The 22,105-nt window shown below is 69.6% G+C and carries 13 protein-coding genes and 1 pseudogene; 4 read left to right on the forward strand and 10 right to left on the reverse strand.

Going from position 1 to position 22,105, the window contains the following annotated elements; all coding sequences use genetic code 11:
* Positions 1–14 precede the first annotated feature (14 nt).
* The 6 genes from ABCR94_RS17705 to ABCR94_RS17730 form a co-directional block, all read right to left on the reverse strand.
* Positions 15–2,396 (reverse strand): type IV secretory system conjugative DNA transfer family protein, encoded by a 2,382-nt coding sequence (locus tag ABCR94_RS17705; protein WP_347120279.1) that lies wholly within the window; start codon positions 2,394–2,396, stop codon positions 15–17.
* Entirely contained in the window at positions 2,393–4,222 is a 1,830-nt protein-coding gene (locus ABCR94_RS17710; protein WP_347120280.1) for a VirB4 family type IV secretion system protein, read from the reverse strand. The genes ABCR94_RS17705 and ABCR94_RS17710 overlap by 4 nt, the downstream gene beginning before the upstream one ends.
* Positions 4,222–5,130, reverse strand: a complete 909-nt coding sequence (locus ABCR94_RS17715; RefSeq protein ID WP_347120281.1) for a PrgI family protein — start codon at positions 5,128–5,130, stop codon at positions 4,222–4,224. Before ABCR94_RS17715 ends, ABCR94_RS17710 begins: the two co-directional genes overlap by 1 nt.
* Before the next feature lie 23 nt (positions 5,131–5,153).
* Positions 5,154–6,806, reverse strand: coding sequence for a TrbL/VirB6 family protein (locus ABCR94_RS17720; protein ID WP_347120282.1), 1,653 nt, complete (start codon positions 6,804–6,806; stop codon positions 5,154–5,156).
* 410 nt (positions 6,807–7,216) lie between these two features.
* Positions 7,217–7,516, reverse strand: coding sequence for a pilin (locus ABCR94_RS17725; protein ID WP_347120725.1), 300 nt, complete (start codon positions 7,514–7,516; stop codon positions 7,217–7,219).
* Positions 7,517–7,869: 353 nt separating this feature from the next.
* The gene (locus tag ABCR94_RS17730) at positions 7,870–8,628 is read right to left on the reverse strand and encodes a hypothetical protein (protein ID WP_347120283.1); all 759 of its coding nucleotides are present in this window, start codon (positions 8,626–8,628) and stop codon (positions 7,870–7,872) included.
* A 266-nt stretch (positions 8,629–8,894) separates the two neighbouring features.
* Between ABCR94_RS17730 and ABCR94_RS17735 the strand changes: the two genes are divergently transcribed.
* Together ABCR94_RS17735 and ABCR94_RS17740 are read left to right on the forward strand one after the other, a co-directional pair.
* Complete coding sequence (locus ABCR94_RS17735) at positions 8,895–9,080, forward strand: hypothetical protein (protein ID WP_347120284.1); 186 nt, start codon at positions 8,895–8,897, stop codon at positions 9,078–9,080.
* Positions 9,081–9,215: 135 nt separating this feature from the next.
* The gene (locus ABCR94_RS17740) at positions 9,216–14,531 is read left to right on the forward strand and encodes a sacsin N-terminal ATP-binding-like domain-containing protein (RefSeq protein WP_347120285.1); all 5,316 of its coding nucleotides are present in this window, start codon (positions 9,216–9,218) and stop codon (positions 14,529–14,531) included.
* Positions 14,532–15,034: 503 nt separating this feature from the next.
* Here the strand turns inward: ABCR94_RS17740 and ABCR94_RS17745 are convergent.
* Together ABCR94_RS17745 and ABCR94_RS17750 are read right to left on the reverse strand one after the other, a co-directional pair.
* Positions 15,035–15,703 carry a hypothetical protein gene (locus ABCR94_RS17745; protein ID WP_347120286.1) on the reverse strand — a complete coding sequence of 223 codons (669 nt, stop codon included), beginning with the start codon at positions 15,701–15,703 and terminating at the stop codon, positions 15,035–15,037.
* A gap of 641 nt (positions 15,704–16,344) precedes the next feature.
* Positions 16,345–16,623, reverse strand: coding sequence for a hypothetical protein (locus tag ABCR94_RS17750; RefSeq protein WP_347120287.1), 279 nt, complete (start codon positions 16,621–16,623; stop codon positions 16,345–16,347).
* A gap of 56 nt (positions 16,624–16,679) precedes the next feature.
* On the opposite strand from ABCR94_RS17750, the gene ABCR94_RS17755 reads away from it, so the two are divergent.
* Entirely contained in the window at positions 16,680–17,639 is a 960-nt protein-coding gene (locus tag ABCR94_RS17755; RefSeq protein ID WP_347120288.1) for a TRM11 family SAM-dependent methyltransferase, read from the forward strand.
* Between the two features lie 52 nt (positions 17,640–17,691).
* Positions 17,692–18,885, forward strand: coding sequence for a DNA cytosine methyltransferase (locus tag ABCR94_RS17760; RefSeq protein ID WP_347120726.1), 1,194 nt, complete (start codon positions 17,692–17,694; stop codon positions 18,883–18,885).
* A 322-nt stretch (positions 18,886–19,207) separates the two neighbouring features.
* On the opposite strand, the gene ABCR94_RS17765 is transcribed toward ABCR94_RS17760, so the two are convergent.
* Positions 19,208–20,842 carry a recombinase family protein gene (locus tag ABCR94_RS17765; RefSeq protein WP_347120289.1) on the reverse strand — a complete coding sequence of 545 codons (1,635 nt, stop codon included), beginning with the start codon at positions 20,840–20,842 and terminating at the stop codon, positions 19,208–19,210.
* Positions 20,843–20,871: 29 nt separating this feature from the next.
* Positions 20,872–21,969 (reverse strand): annotated as a pseudogene (locus tag ABCR94_RS17770) (RecQ family ATP-dependent DNA helicase); the annotation flags it as partial.
* Positions 21,970–22,105: the final 136 nt, after the last annotated feature.

The raw sequence follows: 22,105 nt of genomic DNA on the forward strand, positions 1-22,105 counted from the left end.
CTGAACTCCTCTGGTTAGAGCGGCAGGTAGGCGGAGCGGCTGGTGGTGCCGCCGACCCGGCGGGCGGCAGCGGCGCGTAGTTCGGCCGAGCGGCCGGGGACGGCGGGGGGCAGGGGCCTTGTGGTGAGGGTGAACGCGCTCGACTCCGCACCGTCGGTGAGGAGATGGGCGGCGGCCTGGTAGGGGCCGAGGTGGGCGAGGTCGTGGGCGCCCAAGGTCGGCAGGGTGTGGCGTTCCAGGGCGTTCGCGTCTTCGGGGGAGGTGTTGAAGAAGACCTTGTTGCGGGCGTTCGCGGAGATGCCTTCGCGCAGGTCGCGGGGGAGTTGGGCGAGGTGCTGGTGGGCGAGGTTCATGGAGAGGCGGTAGCCGCGGGCCTCGGCGAGCATGTCCTCCAGGGGGTAGGGGAGGGTGAGGAAGTTGTGGGCCTCGTCGACGTAGAGCGATGCGTCGATGCGGGTGTGTTCGGGGGTGCGGGCGCGGGCGGACGCGGCCTGCCAGGTCTTGGCGACGATGAACGAGCCGAGCAGGCGGGTGGTCTCCTCACCGAGCGCGCCTTTGGGGAGGCGGGCGAGGAGGATGCCGCCGTCGAGGATGTCGGGCAGGTGGAAGGTGGACTCGCCGGAGGCGATGGCCTGTCGGGCGAAGGAGCGCAGCAGGAACGCGCGGAGTTTGTTCATGATCGGGCCGACCACAGCTGCCCGGGAGGGCTCGGAGAGGGATTCGTACCAGGTCCAGAAACCGCGGAGGACGGGGTCCTTGATGGTGGGGATCATGCGGATGCGGTATGCGGATTCGCCGAGAAGTCGCGGGATGTCGGCGAGGGTGACGAGGCGGTTGGTGGCCTGGGCGTGGCGGAGGAGGGTGAGGCAGGCGGCGCGCATGATGTCGTCGGTGCGCGGGCCCCAGAACGCGGAGAAGATGCGGCGGAAGATGCCGGTGATGTTGTCGACGACCACGTCGATGTCCTCGCCGTCCAGGACGTTGAGGCAGGGCGGGGTGTGGGCGTCGTCGGGGTCGATGACCACCAGACGGTCCGCACAGCTGGCGGGGAGGCGGTGCAGGAGGTCGGTGATCAGGTCGCCCTTGGGGTCGACGACGATCGCGCCGCGCCCATGGGCGACGTCGTCCAGGACGAGGTAAGCGATCAGGGTGGACTTCCCGGAACCGGTGGCACCCATGAGGTGGAGGTGCTGGCGGGCGTCGGGGACCGCGAGACCGACCGGGCGGCGGGTGCCGGTGTCGGAGTGGCCGAGGGGTTTGATGCCGGGGCCGGGCTGCGGCACGGCTGGCGATGGGGCCACCGAGCGGGCACCGGCGCGGGCGAGGCCGGGGGCGTCCGCGTCGCAGGGCAGGTGGGCGAGAGCGGCGAGTTCGGGCACCGACAGGAGGTCGCCGCGGCCGGTGAACTGTCGTCCTGTGAGGAGTGGTTGAGGGGTACGGAGGCGGTGTCGGGCCAGCCAGTTCCGGGCTGCGTACAGCGCGAAGGCTGAGGCCAGGGCGTGCGCCCGGCCGCGCAGTCGTGCCGGGCTGCCCTCTGTTTTGGGTGGGCAGGCGACGGCGTACCGGATGGCCACATCCCATTGCGGGCCGGTGAGCTTGCCGACGCCCTGGCGTACCTCGGCCCCGTGGGAGGGGTCGGTGGGGGCAGGGGCGGCGTGTTGGGGTGCGTGGGCGAAGAGGCGGAAGAGGGCGGAGAGGCGCGGTCCGGTGTGGCCGGCCTTGTGGCGGCGGGCGCTGTGGCGAGCGCGGCGCAGCCGGGCTCCGGTGGCAGGGCGGGCGAGGACCTGGACGAGGGCGTGATCGCCGTCGGCCATGCCGGTGGCAGCCTGGAGGAGCGGGCGTAGCGGGTCCTCCTTGTGGTCGGTGCGCAGGGGCAGGACTTCGGGCCGGGCCAGGCGCATTGCCCCGGCCGTGCACGCGTAGGTGCCGGGGAACGGTTCGCCAGTGCCGGTGAGGGTGGTGTGGGCGCCGGGCCAGGCGGCTTCGACCGCGCGGCGTACGAGGGCAGTGGGCAGGGTGCCGGGGAGCCACATCCGTACCGTCATGCCGTGGGTGTTCCAGGCGTACTCGAACCCGACGTGCGGCTGGCCGTGGAGGAGGCGTTGGTGCCACGGGCGGAGCAGACCCGAGAGCTGCGCCCAGAGGACTTCACCGCCCTTGGGCGGCACAACGGGCGGGGCCAGGATCGTTACCAGCTGGGCCCCGTCGGCGAAGACCTGCTGCCGGTGGGCACGCACCTTGCCCCGCAGCAGTGCCGTCCCACCGGCACCGATCGCGACGGCCGGAACCAGCCACGGCCAGGAGCCGGAGAGGAAGCTGACCCCGCTCTCCAGCAGCCCGGCCCAGAAGCGACCGGGGTCGGTGAGGAAGCCACCGAGCAGCCCACCCGTACTCACGGCTGGAGTCCTGTCAGGTCGGGCAGCCCGTACGGATCGCCTGCCGCATCCTGCTCCGCGTCTGCGGATTCCTGAAGTTCGGCGGGATCGGTGGTGATCAGAGCGTGTTCGGCCTCGGACGCGACCGGGGTGAAGGAGATCTTCGTGCGCCCGGACAGCAGCAGCGCGCAGCCCCGCGGCGCGGACAGCAGATGATGACGCTCGCCGCGGGAGAGGTGGAAGGCGGTGGCGATGGTGTCGATGGCCTGCGGGGCCTGGCGCATGAGGAGTTGGGTGGCGGCGTTGGAGACGATCGCCCGCCCGAGATCGGTGGCGAGGACGTCGTCGCCGTCCTGGGTGACGACGGCGAGCCCGGCCCAGTGCTTGCGGGCGGCCTTGGCCATCCGGAACAGGAACTGCGCGCCGGGCCCATAGCGCATCAGTGTCCACGCCTCGTCGACCACCACCAGCCGCCTGCGCCGCACCCCACTGTGGGCGACCTGCCGCCAGATTGCGTCCAGTGCGAGCAGCATGCTTGCGGCCTTCAGCTCGTCCGGGATCTCCCGCAAGGCGAACACCACCAGATGCCCGGTCGGGCGGGTGGTGGTCGGCCCGTCGAAGAGCTGCCGGTGTGAGCCGTTCACGTACGGATCGAGGCGAACGGCCAGCGTCTGGGCGGCGTCCTCGCCCATCGCGGCGAGCTGGTCGGCGAGGCCGGCGAGCAGCGGGGCCGGACGTGCCCAGGTGACGGGGTCGGAGGTGATGCCGGCCTGCTGGTAGGTGGCCAGTACTGCCCGGTCGAGGACCGCGCGCTCCGATGCATCGAGGTCGGCGCCGAGGAGGACGGCGAGGAAGGTGTGTAGGAACAGCACCCGCCGCGTCAGCATGTCCGCCGACGCGTCGGCGTGCGCGGGCAGGTCGAACGGGTTGAGCCGTACGGTCGGGTCGCCGAGGCGGATGATGCTGCCGCCGACCGCCTCAGCGAGCGTGAGGTATTCGTCTTCCGGGTCGATGACCATTGCCTCGGTGCCGGTGAACAGCAGGCGCAGCAGTTCCAGTTTCGTCAGGTACGACTTCCCGGCACCGGAGCGGGCGAGGGTGACGGAGTTGTAGTTGTCCTGCGCAAAGCGGTCCCACAACACCAACGAGCCACTGGAGGTGTTGAGCCCGTAGAGCACCCCGCCCGCCTCCATCGCCACCTCGGCCGGTAGATCCGGGGAGGCGAACGGGAAACAGGTGGCGAGGGCTTCGGTGTCGAAGGTGCGCCGCACCTTGAGGGTATCGAGGCCGAGCGGGAGGGTGGCCAGCCAGCCGGGCAACGCCCGGTAGGTGGCCGGTGCGGTGTTGACCAGGAGGGACTCGGCGAGCGCGCGCACCGACGCGACCTCGTCCGACAGCTCCTCCTCGCTCTGCGCGTACATAGTCAGGTAGAGGCCGAGGCGGAAGAGCTTCCCCTCGCCGCGTGCGATCCGGTACGCGAGCTCGGCGGCGTCCGCCGCTGCGGCTTCGGTGTCCGGGTCGTCCAGGCGGCCCCGGTCCATTCCGCCGCGACGGGACGACTCCAGACGGGCCCGCTGCTTCTTCAACTGCTGGGCGGCCAGGGCACTGGCGACCGGTTCGATGTGCAGGGCGACATCCAGGCGCCCCGGGTAGGTGAGGAGCGGGTCGAGCCAGCCGGGCACGACCTCGGCCGGATACCCGGTGACCACCAAGGTCGCCGCGAGATGCCCGCCGATGGCGAGGGTGCGGGCGTGCACCTCGACGGCCTCGGGACCCATCGCGGCCAGTACCTTGCCCACATCCCTGGCCTGTTCGGGAGTGGTGCGGCGGCGCAGCGTACGGAACATCAGAAGGTCCCTTCCATCGGTACGGCCTCGGGATCGGCGGCCAGCCGCAGCACCTCACCGGCCGCTCGGTGGTCGAGTGCGGACACGGTGATCTCGGCGGCTTCCAGGGCGCGGGCGGCCTCGGCGAGGCGGTGGGCGGCGCGGGGTGCACCGGAGGCGCTGGGTTCGCGGGTGGCGAGCAGGACCTGGCGGGTGAGGAGGTCGCGGTCGGCGGCCAGGGTGTCGAGGAAGTCGGCGTGCGCGAGGGCGGCCTGTTCCAGGGCCGGGTGGGGGAGGGCCGGGGCGGTGGCGGTGAGGTCATCGAGGAGCGGGCCGACGTCCAGGCGGTGGGCGCGGACCAAGAGCTGGGTGGGGCCGGTGAGGGAGTTCAGCCAGCGGGCGAACGCCTCGGTCAGCGCCTGCTGTTCGCCGCCGGTGCGCAGCGCGAAGTTCAGGGTGGAGCACACCGCCAGGGCGGTCCGGCCGTCAGGGCCGAGGTCGAGGGCGCCGGTCTCGGACACTTCGCGGCACGGCAGTTGGAGAACTGCTGGTGGGCGGCCTGTCTGCGCGCACCATGTGGCGGGGACGGCGCGGGGGAGGGCGGGTACGCCTTCGGGGGCGTGGACATGGCGTTTGGGGGAGCGGTGGAAGCGGACGGCGGCCAGCAGCAGGTGGTCGAGGCCGATGCCGTCGCGCCGGCCCACCGCGACCACCGTCACCACCAGGGCCACCGGGGTGACCAGGGCGGCGTAGGCGAGCGGCTGCATCAGGGTGCGGGTGGCCCAGTAACCCCCGTACAGGACAAGGCCGCAGACGGTGAGGAAAGCGGTCTGTCGGGCCGTCAGCGAGCCCAGAATTTGGTCACTTCTCGCCACGTCGGCGGGAATCCGGGCGGGGTGGACGATCTCGTCATCGTCGGGAGCGCTCATGAGGAAGATCAGCCTCCAAGGGGTCAGGGTGAGCGGGGCGGTTCGAAGGGCAGGCGCAGCTGTACGGGGCGCGAGGGGCGGACCCGGACTCGTGGGGCGGGGATGGGCAGGGTGGTCTGGCGGCCACGAGCCGACGGCGGCATCGGGGGTGTGGGCGGTGCCGGGGCGGGTGTGGGGCGGGGGCGTCGGGTGGCGGGGACAGGCAGGTGGGTCTGGGTGGGGCGCGGGGGGCGAGTGGGGACGCGGGGTGTCTGGATGGGCAGGGCGAGTTGCTGTCGGCGGTGTGCGGCGGAGGGGTGGGGCACGGGAGTGGGTCCTGGTGGGGTGCGGCGGCGGGGTGTACCGCCGGGGGCGGAGCGGCGGGTGGCACGGGTGCCGGGCGGGGGCGGGGGCGCGGGTGCCGGTGCCCCCGCCGGGGCCGGGGCCGGTGCGGTGGTGGTGCGGGCCGCGGGCGGGGCCGGGGCCAGGCTCCGCCGTGGTGTGCTCGGGGTTCCTGCCGGGCTGCCCGTTCTGGCGGGGGTGGGGGCTCCGGTTCCGCTGCTGGGCTGGCCGGTGCGGTTGCGGCGTTGGGCGAGGAATGCCCGTCCCCGGCGTACGGCGTATCCGGCGACCCCGCCCGGCGTCGGACGCGGCAACCGCCCGCCTCCTCCGCCAGGCCGCCCTCCGCCACCGGGCCGCCTGCCGCTGCCGGGGCGTCCGCCTCCTCCGCCGGGCCGCCCTCCGCCCCGCAGCCCACCCAGCAGCCCACCTCCTCCGCCGCCTCGTCTGCCGTGGCTGCGGCCGAGGAGGGCTGCGGAGCCGGGGACGGCCCGGTTGAGCAGCCGCCACATGGCCACCGACTGGAGCATCCGCAGCGGACCGGGCAGGCCGGTGGGGATAGGGGTGGAGCGGAAGGCGACCTGCATGCACCAGCCGGGAATCTTGAACAGGATCCAGAACAGCGCAAGTCCGGCCAGCATGGTGCCGAGCTGGTTCGGTTTCGGGAAGCCGAGCAGGGTCGCGCCGGGGGCGAAGAACAGCTTCAGCGCGACGATGAACGTCATCGACTGCGCGACCTGGATCGTCAGACAGGCGGCCAGGCCCTTCCACCACAGCTTCGCAAGCGCATCGGAGACCGGGTGGGCGTGGCAGGCCAGCGCGAGCGGCCCGCTGATCGCCAGGACGGCGATGACCGCGACGCGGACGAGGTAGCCGACGAGAACCGCGAGGATCAGCACCACCATCACGGCGCAGATCAGCAGCCCGTACAGCTTCAGCCCGCCCACCCCGAACAGCGCGAACGGAATAACCCGCTCCACCAGCCCCTTCCCGGCATCGGACAGGTCGGTTCCCATGACCGCGTGGGAAAGGGCGTTGGCGAGGTCGATCGCGTAACCCATCACGGACAACGACATCGACGACGCGCACATCCCCACCACCAGACGCGGGGCGATCTGCTTGAGTGCGTAGCGGGTCTGGAGGGTTTCGTGGCCCATGACGGTCAGGCCGCCCGCGGTGACGAACAGGACGTAGATCCCGGCCGTGATCGCCATGGAGCCAGCCCAGAGCCGTTTGATGTCGGCCTGCTTCGTGACGTCGGGTGTGCCCAGGAGGGTTTCGGCGAGGAGCCACCGCACCGGCTGCATGATCTGTTCCAGGAGGGTGCCGAGGAACGAGGTGACCGCGTTCACGAGCATCGCCGGGATGTCGATCAGAGGGCTGAGGGGGCCGAGGTCGAAGCCGCCGCCATTGCCCTCATCGCAATCCGTGCCGTTGACCTCGCACGCCGGACGCGTCGGCCCGGGAGCGGGAACCGACGACGCAGGCCACGCAGGCGATGACGGTGGGGTGGGCGGGCCCGGTGTAGGGGTGGGACCAGGGGCGGGTTCCGGGCGCGGCGGGGGTGGGGAGTTAGGAACGGTCGGGGCGGGGCCTGGCCCCGGGGCAGGCGGGGGTGGTGGGGCGGCCGGGACCGTCAGCTGTGGCACGGCGGTGGCGTCCGCAGACGGGGCACCGGCGAGGACCACCAGCAGGGTCACAGCGGTCAGCAGGACCAGCAGCACCACCTGCCGAACAGCCGCCGGGGACGAAGAACGGGGTGTTCTGCTCACGCCGCCCCCACGATGGTCTTGAGTACGGTGACCAGCACGGGGGCGAGGATCGCCAGCCCGTACCCGATGGCCGCCGCCTTCAGGGCCCGCTTCGCCGACTCCACTTCCCCCGGATCCCCGCCGGCCATCAGATAGCGCAGCCCGCCGAAGGTCAGGAACAACGTCGCCAGACCGGCCAGCAGCCCCACGATCGTGTTGGTCAGATTCGTGATGACCTGCGGAATCGTGGCCACCGCCCACGCCGGCGGCGGAGCCGAGAAGAGCTGCACCCCGGCCACCGCCACCACGGTCAACAGGCGGCGCACGAGGGGAATTCGGCGAGACGGGCAGCGCGTCACAGGCACCTCCAACACAGCGGCGGGCAGGGGAGCGAAGAACGGCGGCACACCAGCACCAGCCGAGAAGGAAGGAGAGATGGACGGAGTCCCCGGGGCCGGGGCTGGCCCGCGGCGGCGCACCACCTCCTTCATCAGGAGCGGCACGCAACGCGCGTGGGGGTGGGTGTTCGGGGTGTCAGCACGAAGCGCCGTACCCCGACCCCAGGGACTGGACGGACCGAAGGGAGACGAGAACTCTCCTCAGCCGCCGGCAGCCGGAAGTGCTCTCACTGACCTAAGGAGAAAAGCGAGGCGGATCGTGCCACCCACGCTCACCAATCGCCGCTGAACAGCCCTTTGGCCAGGCGATGTTCCGCCGCCGCCCGCCGCCGGAACATCGCCCGCACACTGATCCCCGCCGCCGACGCGACCGCCTGCGCGCTGAGCCCGTCCAGCCGGGTCCCCGCGATCAGCTCCGCCTCCGCCGAAGACAGCACCCCTGCCCCCACGGCCCGCTCCAGCACCGCGTACACCTGCGCCTGCGACCCACCCGCCCACGGCTGCGGCACGACCGAACCCTCGTCCAGCGGCTGCGGACGCAACCGCCGCTCCCGCAGCGCCGCGTACACCACCCGGTGCGCCGCCCGGTCCCCGGCCCGCACCAGCCGCAGCCCTACCTGCACGGGCTTCTCGTACGGATCCAGAGCCACCAACTCCTCCGTCACCGCGGCGAGGACCTCCTGCTCCAGCTCTCCGTGCTCCATCTCCGCCAGCCGCGGCAGCCGGGCCAGCGCTCGGCGCAGCGAGGGCAACGCCATCGCGACCCCGACCGTGCCCCACGGCTCCCCGAACATCAGCCGCCGCCGCACGATCTCCCACCACACCCGATCCCGCACCACCGAAGGCGTTGACGGGTGCGCCATCCGCGCACGCACCAGATCCACCGGCCAGAACACCCCCGGCTCGCTCTCCGACATCAACTCCGACGGAAGGGACAACGGTCGAGACTCAGCGGCCAGTTGGAGAAGGGCAGCGTCGAGCTGGTCGAATGGAGAGACGACGGTGAACGACGTGACAGTGGTACGACGCATGGCGGGCTCCTTGCCTGCGAGTGACGAAGCGGACACCGCCCATCACCCCAACCACCCCTGCCACTCCTACGCCACCAGGCAGCCGTGCCTCCGCCAACAACCGACCGCGGCCCGTCCAACCCCCGCGCGGTGTCTGGCAAATTTGCCGCTGACCAGCACATTCGTCGAGCCGAACTGCCTTATGGAATTTTCAAAAGGATTTGGAGCAACCCTCGACCGCGCAATGGCGCTCTGCCAAGACAGCGCTTTGGCGATACGTGGCAAATATGCTTCTCACCAGCGCTTATGCGGCCGTCTTCGTCGCCACCGGCGGCGATGCCATCCTGTCCGTCCACACGGCCCAGCACGTCCCGGCGGCCCAGCGCTCTCTTGGGGTGTGCCTCTTTGTCGTCTGCTACCAACTCGGTGGCGCCCTCCGTCCGTCCCTCGCCACGGTGTTCGTTCTGGCCTGACGGGTCCGGTCGGCCGGTGATCCTACACATTCCAATCTGGTGGAGCCGTGAAGGGAGAGAAAGTTCTTCACGGCTCCTCGTCACTCCGTACGGTCGACGACAACACAGGGCGGGACAGCCGAAGGTGGTAGCGAGATGGCAATAGCGGGGGGTCGTCGGCCGGCGGCCGAGCGGGTGGCGGCGCGCAAGACAGCCGCGAGGCGCAAGCGGATCCAGGATCAGGCCCTCATCGAGGTGAAGGGCTGCCTGGCGGACCTGGACCTCGGCCGTCCAGCAGCGCGCAAGTCCAAGGCAGTCACAGAGAAGATCATCGCGCCCGAGTACGAGGGACGCGTGCTTATTGAGCTCTTGCAGAACGCGCACGACGCGCACCACGAGAGCGCAGCCGACGGCCTCGTCGAGATCCTGCTGGACGAGGACGAGGGGGAGCACGGGACCCTGTACGTCGCCAATGGTGGGAGGCCCTTCGCCCGAAAGGACTTCAAGGCGTTGTGCAGCCTGGCCCTGTCGAGCAAGCGCGCCGACGCCGGGATCGGCCACAAGGGGGTCGGGTTCAAGAGTGTGACGCAATTATGCGACGTGCCCGAGATCTACAGCGTGGCGAAGGAAAGGAGCCGGGTTTTCGACGGGTACACCTTCCGTTTTGCCCGGCTCGACGACTTCGATGTCCTGGCTCGGGAAGTCGCGCCTGAACGGCCCGAGCTGGCTGACTACTTGAAGGAAAACCAGCACCCGCTGGAGGTGCCGATCTTCCAGGAGTGTGAGTCCACCACCGCTCAGCTCCTTTTGCGCCGGGGCTGCGTGACCGTGGTTCGACTCCCGCTGAGGTCCGCCGACGCTCGTGCTGCGGCCGAGGAACAGGTCCGTGAACTCATGGACGAAACGGCACCGTTCGAACTCTTCCTGGACCGGCTGGCACGCGTGCGGATCGAAAGGCGGGCTGCCGGTAAGAAGCGGTTCAAGATCTACGGGCGTACGGCAGACGTCCTCTACAAGAGGGACGGGCTGACGGTGCGCCATGTTGCCCTGAGCCGGGGAATGCGATTGATCGTCGTATCGGGGAAGGTCGATACGGACAGGGCGCGGGAAGCGCTTGCCCCTTCGATCAAGCAGAACGCGGTGTGGAGCGACTGGACGGCACTGGAGAAGAAGGCAGAGGTACGGGTCGTCGTCCCGGTCGACGAACCGTTGCAGGATGGGCGGTTTTACACCTTCCTCCCGATGGGCGAGACGGTCCGGCCACCCCTCCGCGGATACGTCCACGCCCCCTTCATGGCAGACCTGAACCGCCGCGCCTTCAACGACTCAGTGCCGTGGAACGTCCTGCTCCTCGACACCGCCGCCGAACTCTGTGTCCGCGCCGTACTTGCCGCGGCAGAAGGGCGGGTCGAGATACCGGCGGGTGCGCTTGTGGACCTGATGTGCTGGCGGTCCGGGACCCTGGAACGGCTGACCAGCGCTTTCCGGGAGCGGGGACACGACACTAAGGGGGTGTCGTTCATCCCGGCGATCGCCACCGTGAGCGGGGACTCGTCCACCTCACTCGGTCGAGGCTCCCTCTGGGAGGGCAAGAGCGATGCCACGGTATTCACTCCGTACGCCGCAGCCGCAGCCGGTGTCACCGACCTTATCGACCCCGGCCTGCATCCCACACGCCGTCGGCGGCTAGCGGAGCTGGCCAAGGGCACGTACACCTCGCTGGAGCCTGCCAAGGACCAGCTGTCGACCTGGGCGGAACGCGTGGCGGAAGCCCTGGCCCGTGAGCCGTTCGACCCCGGGCAGTGGGTGGACTTCTACTACGACCTCTCCCAGACGTTCCCGGACGGCAAGGCCCTGAGCGGCAAGCGGGTCGTCATGAACTCGGCGTTGACGCTGGTCCCGGCCGGTGATCCCGGGGTCTTCCTCGACAGGGGGGCCTCCAAGGGCGGTTCACTGCCTCCGCTGCCCGAGGGGCTCTCCGATCGCCTCTGTTTCGTGCACGAGGGCATCCATCGGTCCGGCAAACGGGGCAGGCGGAAGGCGCAGGGGAGGAGTTGGCTCGGGAGCGGTGGCCTTGCGCACGAGTTCATGGCCGAGCGGGTGCTCGACGTCGTCGCTGCCGTGCTGCGGGAGAGCGAGGACGACGGGGTACGGCTCGCCTGCCTGCGTTATGCCTGTGTGCTCTCTGGGGGCTTGGGCGGCGGAAAGCCGCGCTCTCTGGCCGGGCTCCAGGTGCCGACCCGGGCGGGCTGGACCCGGGCCAACTGGGCTATGTTCGGGCCGGGCTGGCCGGGGGAGAACGCCACTGTAGACGACGTCCTGACCCGGTTCCTGGGCGGAGTGCGGGAGCTGTCGACCGTACTCCGGATCACGGAGGGACGGCTCCTGCTGCGGCCCGAGGAGATGTGCGGGGATTCCGGCATCTCGGTGGAGGCGATGCGGAGCTTCCTGGAGGGGCAAGGGGTCAAGCACGGGCTCCAACCCCGCTACGAGCCCTTTGACGTGGGGATCGAGGGGAGGCTCCTGAACCACCCCCGGCGGTTCTGGGCCTCGTCCCGGAGGAGTCTTCTGGAAGCGTGGCGCACGACAGCCACGAGCTGGGAGAACCGCCAGTCGGTCTACTACCCCACCGTCGACTACCACGCACGGAGCCGGACTGCTGCCGTCCTGCCTGGGCAGGACGACTACGACTCCTTCTCCGACGAGGACCGCAGGCTCTTCGCGGAGCTCGTCGTGCAGGGGCTCGCCACATGGCCCGAGGTCGCGCTGGAAATGGAGTTCGTGCGCTACACCGATTCCGCCGGAACCCCCTGGCCCACCCCTCTCGCAGCCTTCCTTTCCCAGGCCGCCTGGATTCCCCAGACACCTGCCGCGCACGCCCCCTCCGAGGAGGGTACGTTCGCCGCGTCCGGCACCGCCTGGTGGTGGCGCGGCACGCAGGCCCCGCCTGCCTTCGTCCCGGTGGTGCCTGCCACTCTGCGCCGTCGGCAATCAAGTCTGCTCTCGAAACGGCTCGGCCTGCTAAACATCCGCTCCTGGGACGACCCGGGCAGCGCCCTGGCCCGCCTGCGTCACCTGCCCGAACTCGTCGAGGCCCAGGTGAGTCTCCGGGTGGGGCGCCTCGCGCACGACATTGGCCGGGAGTACGAGACGGCATGGGCGCACCTGCTCGCACCGGAGGCCGGCAAGCAGAGCTACAAAGGGCAGCAACACCCCGCACCCAAGGAGTTGTTGGTCACACGGGAGGGAGCCCTGGAGGTTCTGCCCGCAGGGGAGGGTGGGGAGTCCGTGTACGTACCTGATCCGCTCGGGGCGCAGAACCGGGCACTGCTGGACAGGGTCCCCGTTCCGGTGCTCGCTGTGCGGGACGGCGCATTGGGCAGCCGGGTGCACGCGTTCCTCGACCGCGCGAAGACGTCGTACAACGTACAGACGTGTGCGAAGGCCGAGCGGGCCGTCCACGCGGACGGGTTGCCTCTGGACGAGGCGCCCCGGACACCGTTGAGCGAGTACGCGGGGCCCTGGCTGCATACTCTGCTCGCGGCGCACGTCGAATTCGACGACGAACGGACCTCCCGCACGCGCCCCGTGACAGCAGTGGACGTGGGCGGCGCGTTGCGCGTGTGCGATGTGACCGTCGCCGGTGAAGCCGTTGTCTGGATCGCCGGACACCGCCTTGCCGAGGACGGCGAGGATTGCGCGTTCCTCCACCCGGACCCCGAGCGCCCCCGCATCGTTGTGGCGCTCCGCGGCCCGCGCACCAACTGGCGGGTGATGCGGACCGCCGCTCCCGCCGTCGCCGACCTAGTCAGCGCACCCTACCTCCGGGACAGGTTGTTCGCCGCGCTGGTCAAGCTGGAGGGACGCGGCCTCAAGACTGACCACGTCCCCGACGCGGACCTTGCCGCAGTCCTGGACCTCGCGCCGCACCAACTCCGGGCCGTCCTCGCCGAACGTCCCTCTCAACGATCCGGCAGCACCCGTGTCGTACCACTGCTGGCCTGTCTCCACCTTGACCTCGCGGACGAACTCCGAGGGCGGGCAGAGGAATTCCCCGACCGCGCCGCCCTGGCGGCCTGGCTCACAGGGAAGGTCGGTGCTCAGGATGCCGCCCTGCTCATACAGCTGCTGGAGGATGACGACCAGGAGCGGCAGCTGGCCGCCCTTTCAGTCTCCCTGTCCGATGCCAACGAGGCGTGGCGCACCCTCGACCTGCGCCAGGTCGACAACAAGGACCGCCACGAAAGGCGGTTCGCGGCCTGGCTCCAGCGGCACCGTCCCGCGCTCGCCGAACGGGTCAGGGACGCCCACGCCGAAGCACACCGGGCCGGAAGCTCGCTTGTTCCGTACGTGAAACTGCGCGACCTGCCCGATCTACTGCCCGACCCCACCTGGCACTCCACCCTCTGGGACCTCTCGGACGAGCTGCTGCGACGCCACGCGGACGAATGGATGGACAAGCGACTTCCCGCCCGTGCCGCTGCGCCCAGCCTCCTCAAGCCGCTTACCGAGGTCCGTGACGCGTCCAGCGCCGCCGTGCAGAGGGAAATGAGGCGGCTGCGTCAACTGGTGGAGGACTGGCAGCAGTTTCATCGGAACGGCCAGGGCGAGACGCTCCCGGCCATCCACGACGTACTGCAGGCGATGGACGGCCAAGGGCTCCTCGACTTCGTGACCATTTCCACGAAGGTGTTGATCAACTGGCTCGACTCACACGGGCATTGGCCTGATGGCATGCCTCTGACGGACAAGCGCACCGACCTTGGGCTCACCGGGGCTCAACCTCCCGCCCCCACGGTTCCGGGGGCAAGCTCCCCACCGCCTACCCCGGGCCCCCGCATCCTACTGAACGGCAAATCGGTGCCGGCCCCACCCGACGACCTGGCCGAGCTCGCCCGCGCGGTGGTCGCCGACCTCACCCTGGAGCAGCTCGCCACCCCGGCTGGTATCGCGACGCCCCTGACGGGAGCCGTCCCTCACCCTCGCACTCCATCGTCCGGCACCCGGTCGTCGTCCGGCGGCTCGTACCGTGCGCCCTCCGCCGACTCGGACAGGAACGAGGCCATCGGCCTCGCGGGCGAGGCGGTGGTCGCCGAGTGGCTGCGCGCGCGGTACGGCGTCGAGCCGCAGGACTCCTGGAAGTCCGCGCTGCGTGTTCACGGGCTCCCCGGCGCGGAGCCAGGCGACGACCGGCTCGGCTATGACTTTCTCATCCACGACGGCGACACGACCCTCTACTACGAGGTGAAGGCCTCCGAAGGAGACAGCGGCGACTTCTTCTTCGGCGAGTCCGAACAGCGGCATGCTCGTCAACTTGGTCCGCACGAGGAGTATTTCGTCGTATACGTCTCGCACGTACTCGATCGGGAGAGGCGTGACGTGAAAGTCCTGCCGAACCCGTTCGGCGCACCCAACCTGGCCGGTTACGAATTGATCGGTACCCGGATGAGGCTCCGCTTCCGCCTCGACTGAACGAGGGCCGTCTCGGCCGTGCACAGGCGGCTCCGTTGCCTGTCGCGCGCTGGCGAACACCAGGCACTGGGTCTTCATCGATTATGTGGCCCCGTCCCGCAGGCTTTCTTTGGGCGGTACTTGGCAGTGTGAGGGCGCTGAGGCGGGGGTAGCCCTCCGCTTCTCCCTACTTCGGTGCCCGCATCCTTGTGGCGGATCCAGCTCCGCTCGGAGTGAGTTGTTGGAGGAGGTCGTTGCGGGGTGTCTCAGCGACGAACAGTGGCGCTTGCGGGTCGCTATCGGGCCCGCCCACCTGTGGCAGCGGCTCCTGTAGAACCAACGCGGCGCGGTTGTCGCCCACGCCGTCCGCTGGGACACCGACGCATCATCTCCCGACTCTCCCTCCACCGGATCTGAACCCGGGTCGGCTGCCCCGCAACAGCCACGCCAAGCCCGGCGGTGGCGTGCCTCGGTACTTCGCCGGTGACCGAGGTGACCAGGGCAACCCCCTCGGCGCCGTAGTTTCAGAGCACCGACTCCTCTCGGACCGTGTAGCCCATCGCGCGAGCCTGCACGGCTATGGCTTCGAATTCAGCGGTGGGGGAGAGAGCGGTGACCGTCTGGCGGCTGAGCGGAGCGCCCGACAGGACCGCCTGGACTGCGACGCGGTCGACGGGCCGCTCGTAGTAGTCCTCGGCGAACTCCGCATAGGCGTCCGGGCTGCCGTCTGTGAGCAGGCCGAACAGCCAGTCCGCGCCATCCGACTCGTCGGCGTCGAACTCGACCGGACCGCACTGCCAGGCGGGATCACCTGCTTCCCGCCACGCGCACACCGTGGCGTCGAAGAACTCCTCGAACTGGAGCTCCGGCGCCACAGGGTAGGGCGCGAGTGCGGTGGGCAGGCCGTCGAGCAGGCCGGGCCAGTGCGCGCGCGGCTCCTCGCGCCACGGAGTGGCATCGCACTCGTGGTCGAAGCCGTAGAGGAAGACTCCGGCCGGGTCGAAGACGACCGCGCACTGGTCGCCCGAGCCGTTCTCCATGCACGCCAGATCCACCCCTTCACGCCAACCTGAGAAGAACGAATGCATGGGAAAGGCCTTATCGAGGATGGCGTCGAGCAGCGCGAACGCCCGGCAACGGGCTCGCAGTACGTCAGGGGCGGGCAGCAGCTTCAACAGGGCGTGAACAGTCATGACGCACATTGAACAGCGCACCACTGACATCGGCGTTCGCGCGCCAAGAACAGTGAGCCGCCCCGAAACCGACGCAGCCCACCACCGTGACTGCGTACGACTGAGGGCCCTCGACTTGGAAAACTGGGCCTGCGGCCACCTCGTAAGGCTTCTCGATTTGGAGAGCTGGCCTGGATATCTCAGTGGCGGATCGGCCACTGACCAGCACCCTTGCCTTCGAACGGCACGATCGGCGGAGAGATTCTCCTTAAGGGATGTCAGCACAAGCCCCGGCCCGCAGCGGCGCACCCGCCATGCCCCACAACTCCTCCACCCCACGGCCGAGTAGCCGTTCTTCGTCCCCGCTCCCGACCACGATCTGGCTTCCCGGCCCGCTCGACTTCGTGACCGCACCCGCCGCCCCGGCGGTCCTGCCGGACTGGGCCGTCGAGAAGTTCCTCGCCGAGTTCCCCTGCCCCGGCCCTGCCCCCCGCACGTTGACGCGCCTGCAGATCGGTGACACCGCCTGCGGCATGGATGCCCGCACCCCCTGCGCCACCAGCCCCGCCGCACCCGACAACCACGGTGAAAGGCCGGGCGGACGGCCCCAGATCCTGTTGGCCGAGCTCCACCCCAACACCCTCCCCAGCCCGAACGCTCCTCTATCTGGCAGCGCCACCACTCCAGGAGCAATCGACGACGGCTGGCCCGGCTTCTTTCACCGCGCCCACCAACTCCTCTCCGAGAACGGCGTTCTGCTCATTGCCGCTCGGCAGTGCCGGGAGGACGGGTACCTCACCGATCCGCTCGGGCTGCTCATCGCGACCGCCCGCACTGCCGGGTTCGTGTATCTCCAGCACCTGATCGTCGTCCATGCCCACGCCGTCGACGACCGCCTCCAGCCCGCCCCGCCCCCGGGCGCTCCCGGCGACCTCGTTCACTCCGACCTCCTCGTTCTAACCCGTACCGCCCGCCCCGGACAGGGGAGTTGACCGCCGTGCAGTACCAGCGACTCTCGGTGTGGAACACCGCCCCCACCTCTGCCCCCGCCCAACGACGCGGGCGCTACGTCCTCGGCTCCGCCGCCCACCCCGCGAAGATGCTCCCCGTCCTCGCCGCGCACGCCATCGCCACGTACACCCGCCCCGGCGGCTTGGTCTTGGACCCGATGTGCGGCATCGGCACGACCCTTGTGGAGGCCGTCCACCTCGGCCGCCACGCCCTGGGCACCGAGTACGAACCCGCCTGGGCGTACCTCTCCGAGCAGAACCTCCGTCACGCCGACGGCCAAGGAGCGACAGGCGCAGGCGCCGTCTACTGCGGCGATGCCCGCCAGCTCACCGAGCACATTCCGCCCGCCTTCCACGGCACCGTCGACTTGGTGCTCACCTCACCGCCGTACGGCAGCACCGTCCACGGACAGGTCCGCTCCACCCGCGAATCTGGGAAACGCGGCGTGACCAAGAGGGACTACCGCTACAGCCAAGACCCGCACAACCTCGCCCACGTCGGCCTCGACCGCCTCATCGAAGCCTTTACCGAGATCCTCACCGAATGCCGCCACCTGCTGCGCCCCGGCGGCACAGTCGTCATCACCACCCGGCCCTGGCGCGAACGCGGTGAACTCGTCGACCTTCCCACCGCCGCCCTCGCCGCCGGAGAGGCCGCCGGACTCATCCCCGCCGAGCGCAACGTCGCCCTCCTCGCCGGCATCCGCGACAGTCGGCTCATCACCCGACCGTCGTTCTTCCAGATGACCAACACCCGCGAGGCGCGCACCCGCGGCATCCCCCTGCACGTGGTCCAGCACGAGGACGTACTGGTGCTCACCAAGCCCGGAAAGGCGGTGAGTTCCGGCGAACCCAAGGGTGGTCCTGAAGGGCACCCACTGAACACTGCGGCTGCCTTCCGTTCACGCACCTGCGCCCGGACTGGGGTCAGCCATGACCACCGCTGACGGGCCGAAGATCGGCAGCGCTTGCTCCGGTGTCGGCGGCCTCGATCTCGGCGTGCTCGCGGCCCTCGGCGGGCGTGTCGTCTGGCACGCCGAGAACGATTCCCGCGCAGCCCGTGTGCTCTCCAGGCACTGGCCCGGCATCCCTAACCACGGCGACGTCACCGCCCTCGACTGGGCGGACGTCGAGCCCGTGGACGTCCTCACCGCCGGGTTCCCGTGCCAGGGCCTGTCGGTCGCCGGCCCTCGTACTGGCCTGGCCCCGGGCACCCGCTCTGGGCTGTGGCACCACCTCGTGACCGGAATTGAAGCCCTCGCCCCAGCCTTGGTCGTGATCGAGAATGTGCGCGGAATCCTCTCTACCCGAACCGACCCCCTCCCCTGCACCGTTCGCGACGTGGAACCCTGCCCGCGGTGTCTGGGAGACGCCGACGGTCAACCTCGTATGCGGGCACTCGGAACCGTTCTGTCAGGCTTGGCCGACCGAGGGTACGACTGTGCATGGACGTGCGTACAGGCTGCCGACGTCGGCGCCCCGCACCGCCGCTCCCGTACCTTCCTCATCGCCTGGCCCACGACAACCAGCGCCTCCGCTACCGCTGTTGAAGACCCCGACGGCCAACCTGGGCAGCAACGGCGGCTCCCAGCACCCCACCAAACGCAAAGCGGGCGGGCACGGGCCCACTCTGGCCGACGAGGTCGAGCACCTGCTGCCCACCCCGAGAGCCAGCGACGGCACGAAGGGGTCACCGCATCAGTGCTACCGCAACGGCACCCCGACCCTCGCCTCCACCGCCGCCACGCTCACCCCACCCCCGCAAAGCCCGTCGCCCGCGTCCGGCCGTCTGCTTCCGACCCCGACCACCAGCGATTCCCACGGTGGTGCGGGCACCACCCCCAAACGCCAAGGCGGCATGAACCTCCGAACTGCCGTCACTCGCCTGCCCAGTGGTGGGCCGAGTACCTCCCCGCCATCCGCCGCTGGGAAGACGCCACCGGACACCCCGCCCCACCACCCACCGTCCCCGGAACCCGACGCCTCTCCGCCGAATTCGTCGAATGGATGATGCTCCCCAAGGGATGGGTCACCGCGACCGAAGGTCTGACCCGCGCCGCCCAACTCCACCTCCTCGGCAACAGCGTCGTCCCCCAACAAGCCACCCGCGCACTGAAGCTTCTGCTCGCCACGGATGCGCCATGCCACGCTTCTCGACTGCGTGGCGGCGTACGCCTGGGAGGCGCCGAGTGAGCACACCGCCAAGGCCTCGCGCCGTCTCACACCGTTGCCCCCAAGACGGGGCGGCAACTGCTGGTCCAGACCGAAATCGGCGGAGAGATCCGGAGGCGCGCGCCACTCCACGCACGGCAAAGACTCGCCGCCCAGCGGCTCATCGAGACATGAGCGCAGGGGAGTGCAGCGTCCGTCGCGACGATGCCGTGTGGGCATGGGCCCGGCGACTGGCACGGGCGGCTCCCATGTGGTCGGAACGAGAGTGGAGGCGGGTGAACGCGATCCTGCGCCTGAACATCGCTACCCGGGCCGGGAACACCGCCGATCCGACACGGCGCGATCAGTCCTCGCGTTGACGGAAGTGAGGCGTCAGACGTTCGTGTACGGGGCGGCGCCTTCCTAGGGACGGCGCGACAACAACCGCTGTCAGGAGCCGTTCGATGTAAGCGCGCTTCTCGATCAGTGTGAGGTCGGGCCAGTCGGAGGCTAGATCGATGGGCGCACCCTGGGCTGCAAGCTGCCTCTTGAAGGCGCGGTTCTGCTCGGCGAGGAGGGTGCGTTCCCTGGCCTCGTATTCTGCGAGGAAGGCGAAGTACCGCTCAGCGGACACCTGTCGATTCTCACGAGCCCTCTTCAAATCGGAGATGTCCTCGCGGACTCGTACGAGTTCCTCCTTGCGTGCCCACGGAGGTGAGGTCGCGACCGCGTTCCGGCGTGCGGCCTCTTCCTCGTATTTGGCGAAGACGAGGATCTTGACTGCATTGTCGGTCTCAAGCCCCGGGATACGCACTCCTCCACACCCTCCAGCAGCCGAGCTGGAACAGTGGTAGAAGAAGAATCCATCCGGCTTCTTCTGGGCCAGCGATGCCCTGAGGCCACGCAGTGGGGCGTCGCAGCCGGCCTTGCCGCAGCGCAAGGTGCCGGTGAGTAGATACTTCCGGGTGTTGTGACCGTTGCCGGGCTGCTTGTTGGCACCAATCGCCGAGATCAGAGCCTGCCATTCCTCGCCGGACAAGATGGGCTGCCACTGGCCCGCCACCGGCTGGCCGTCGGAGTCGTAAACGATTTCGTACCGGAAGTTCTCGGTCCCGGTCTCCGGATTGACATCGCGTACGCCACGAGCACGAACTCCGCACGCCCGTGGGTTGCGCAGCGCATTCTTCAGACCGGCAGTCCGCCATACCTTGCCCTTGGCGGTGAGTACGCCCTTCTGGTTCAACTGCCGCACCACCGCAGTGATCGGAGCACCTGCGATGATTCGCAAAGCCGCATCTCGCAGCACTTTTGACTCGTCCGGGTGCAGAGTGCGTCTGTCCTCCTGCCAGCCGAAGGGACGGTTCCCGCCCGCTGGCAGACCGGCGTTCTGAAGGGCTCGGTGCTTGCGTGCGACGCGTCGAGCCGTGTCTGCGGACTGCTTGCTGCTCATGGACACGATGACTCGCGCCATGGCTCTGCCGTTGTCGGTCAGGAGATCGAGGGTTCCGGTGATATCGATGATCGGCCGCCGGAAGCTCTCTACGACTTCAATGGCGTCTTCGAGATGCCGGTTGTCGCGCGTGAGGCGATCAATGTCGTAGACGATGAGCCCATCGAGGCGCTTGCCGTTCGGCGCGGTGCCCCGCTTGAGATCCTCCAAAGCGCCCTCGAATACCGGCCGGATCACGCGGTAGCCCATCTGGCCGTCTGGGAGGCGGACCCGTTTGCGCTTCCACGCCGACGTGTCCGGTTCGTCGTACGTGTAGACGTAGCTACCGCCCCGCGATTCAACGAACCCTTTGTTGTCCTTCTCCTGCTCGTCACGGCTCTTGATGTCCCGCCCGGAGAGCGGGATGGAGGCCGCTCTTCCGGTAGTTGAGAGCTTCTTCTCGGCCGGGTCGCTTTCGTCCCCGGGTTCGAAGGAGAGACGGACTAGGCTGCCCCAATTCTGCCCGGTCAGATCACCCCAATGAGCCTTCTTTACAAGGTCGTTGGTCACGCAACCAAGCTACATTCAGCGATGTGCTGTTTCCAGATCGCCTCGTCCTCGCGGCCCGGCAGCAGCAGCACCTCCGCGTGCTCCACGCCTCGGCCCGCACGGCCCACCTGCTGGTAGTAGGCGATCGGGGACGAGGGCGACCCGAGGTGCACCACGAAGCCGAGGTCCGGCTTGTCGAAGCCCATGCCCAGCGCCGAGGTGGCGACCAGTGCCTTGACCCGGTTGGCGAGCAGATCCTCCTCGGCCTGCACCCGCTCCGCGTTCTCGGTCCTGCCCGTGTAGGAGGAGACGGTGTGACCGCACTGGCGCAGGTACGCCGTGACCTCATCGGTGGCGGCGACCGTGAGGGTGTAGATGATCCCGGACCCCGGCAGCTCGTCGAGGTGGTCGGCCAGCCAGGCCAGCCGGTGCGCGGCGTCCGGCAGCTGCAGGACGCCCAGGCTGAGGCTCTCCCGGTCCAGCGGGCCGCGCAGCACCAGGGCATCGGTGTCCGCGCCGGTGCCGAGTTGCTCGGCGACGTCGGCCGTCACGCGGGAGTTCGCGGTGGCCGTGGTGGCCAGGACAGGGACGCCGGGCGGGAGCTCGGCCAGCATGGTGCGCAGCCGGCGGTAGTCGGGGCGAAAATCGTGACCCCAGTCCGAGATGCAGTGGGCCTCGTCGACCACCAGCAGACCGGTGGCGGCGGACAGCTTGGGCAGCACATTGTCGCGGAAGTCCGGATTGTTGAGCCGCTCGGGGCTGACCAGCAGGACATCCACCTCGCCCGCCGCGACCTCGGCCTGGACGGTGTCCCACTCCTCGGTGTTGGACGAGTTGATGGAGCGGGCGCGGATGCCGGCCCGCGCCGCGGCCTCGACCTGGTTGCGCATGAGCGCCAGGAGCGGCGAGACGATCACGGTGGGGCCGCTGCCGCGCTCGCGCAGCAGGGACGTGGCGACGAAGTACACCGCGGACTTGCCCCAACCGGTGCGCTGCACGACCAGGGCCCGGCGCTTGTCGGCCACAAGCGCCTCGATGGCACGCCACTGGTCCTCGCGAAGCCTGGTCTCGCCGGTGGGGTCACCGACGAGACGGGCGAGTACCTTGTCGGCCGCCGCGCGGAGATTGGGGTCGTTCGTCTGCTGCATGCACCCCATACAACAGGACGGGTCGGACAACCGGGGAACGAGCGGTTACGGCCGGGGCCGCTCGTTCGTATGAAATGTTCACGACAGGATCATGATCCTGTCGTTGTCCGGGCAGACCTCACGTCGGGAGTCTGAG

The organism is Streptomyces changchenzhani, from assembly GCF_039766235.1.
Lineage (GTDB): Bacteria > Actinomycetota > Actinomycetes > Streptomycetales > Streptomycetaceae > Streptomyces.

Coding starts and splice junctions, on each gene's coding strand:
- ABCR94_RS17710 (WP_347120280.1), bottom strand. CDS start 4,222: ATGTTCCGTACGCTGCGCCGCCGCACCACTCCCGAACAGGCCAGGGAT.
- ABCR94_RS17715 (WP_347120281.1), bottom strand. CDS start 5,130: ATGAGCGCTCCCGACGATGACGAGATCGTCCACCCCGCCCGGATTCCC.
- ABCR94_RS17745 (WP_347120286.1), bottom strand. CDS start 15,703: ATGACTGTTCACGCCCTGTTGAAGCTGCTGCCCGCCCCTGACGTACTG.
- ABCR94_RS17730 (WP_347120283.1), bottom strand. CDS start 8,628: ATGCGTCGTACCACTGTCACGTCGTTCACCGTCGTCTCTCCATTCGAC.
- ABCR94_RS17720 (WP_347120282.1), bottom strand. CDS start 6,806: ATGCTCGTGAACGCGGTCACCTCGTTCCTCGGCACCCTCCTGGAACAG.
- ABCR94_RS17740 (WP_347120285.1), top strand. CDS start 9,216: ATGGCAATAGCGGGGGGTCGTCGGCCGGCGGCCGAGCGGGTGGCGGCG.
- ABCR94_RS17735 (WP_347120284.1), top strand. CDS start 8,895: ATGCTTCTCACCAGCGCTTATGCGGCCGTCTTCGTCGCCACCGGCGGC.